Source organism: Streptomyces sp. NTH33 (genome assembly GCF_003236365.1).
In the GTDB taxonomy this organism is placed as follows: domain Bacteria; phylum Actinomycetota; class Actinomycetes; order Streptomycetales; family Streptomycetaceae; genus Streptomyces.
This window is the reverse complement of sequence record NZ_POTZ01001060.1, coordinates 1-658: the sequence shown is the minus strand read 5'-3', so window position 1 is coordinate 658 and position 658 is coordinate 1. Positions and strand designations below refer to the sequence as shown.

1 protein-coding gene is annotated in these 658 nt (G+C 79.2%); it reads left to right on the top strand.

Going from position 1 to position 658, the window contains the following annotated elements; translation table 11 throughout:
- The coding region (locus C1I97_RS38455; protein WP_111007411.1) for a type II secretion system F family protein at nt 1-658 on the top strand (658 nt) is incomplete at both ends.

Below are 658 nucleotides of genomic sequence, written 5' to 3'. Positions count from 1 at the left end.
CCCGAGTGGTGGGCACCGGTCGCCGGGGTGGCGCTGGCGGTGCTGGGCGCCTCGGTGCTGCCGGTCTTCGCGGGGGTCGTGGGAATGCCGCTGCTGCGCCGTGCCCGGCTCGCCCGGGCCGCGCGCCGCGAACAGGAGCGGCGGGCGGACGCGGTGATCGCCCTGTGCGGGGCGCTCGCCGGTGAGGTGCGTGCCGGGCGGCAGCCGGGTGAGGCGCTGCTGTGCGCCGCGCGGGACTCCGGCGGGCTCGGCGACGCGCAGGCGGCGGTGCTGGCGGCGGCCCGTTTCGGCGGGGATGTGTCCGCCGCGCTCGCCGCGGCGGCGCGGCAGCCGGGTGCCGAGGGGCTGCGGGGGCTCGCAGCCTGCTGGCGGGTGGCCGTGGACCAGGGCGCGGGACTGGCGGCCGGGCTCGACCGACTCGACGGGGCGCTGCGGGCGGAACGGGACCAACGCGCCGATCTGCGCGCCCAGCTGTCGGGAGCCAGGGCGACGGCCGTGATGCTCGCCGGTCTGCCGGCCCTGGGGCTCCTGCTGGGCACGACCATGGGGGCCGACCCCCTGCGTGTGCTGCTGCACACGGGAGCGGGCCTGGGCTGCCTGGTCATCGGTGGCCTGCTGGAGGGTGCGGGGCTGTGGTGGGCCCTGCGGATCGTACGAG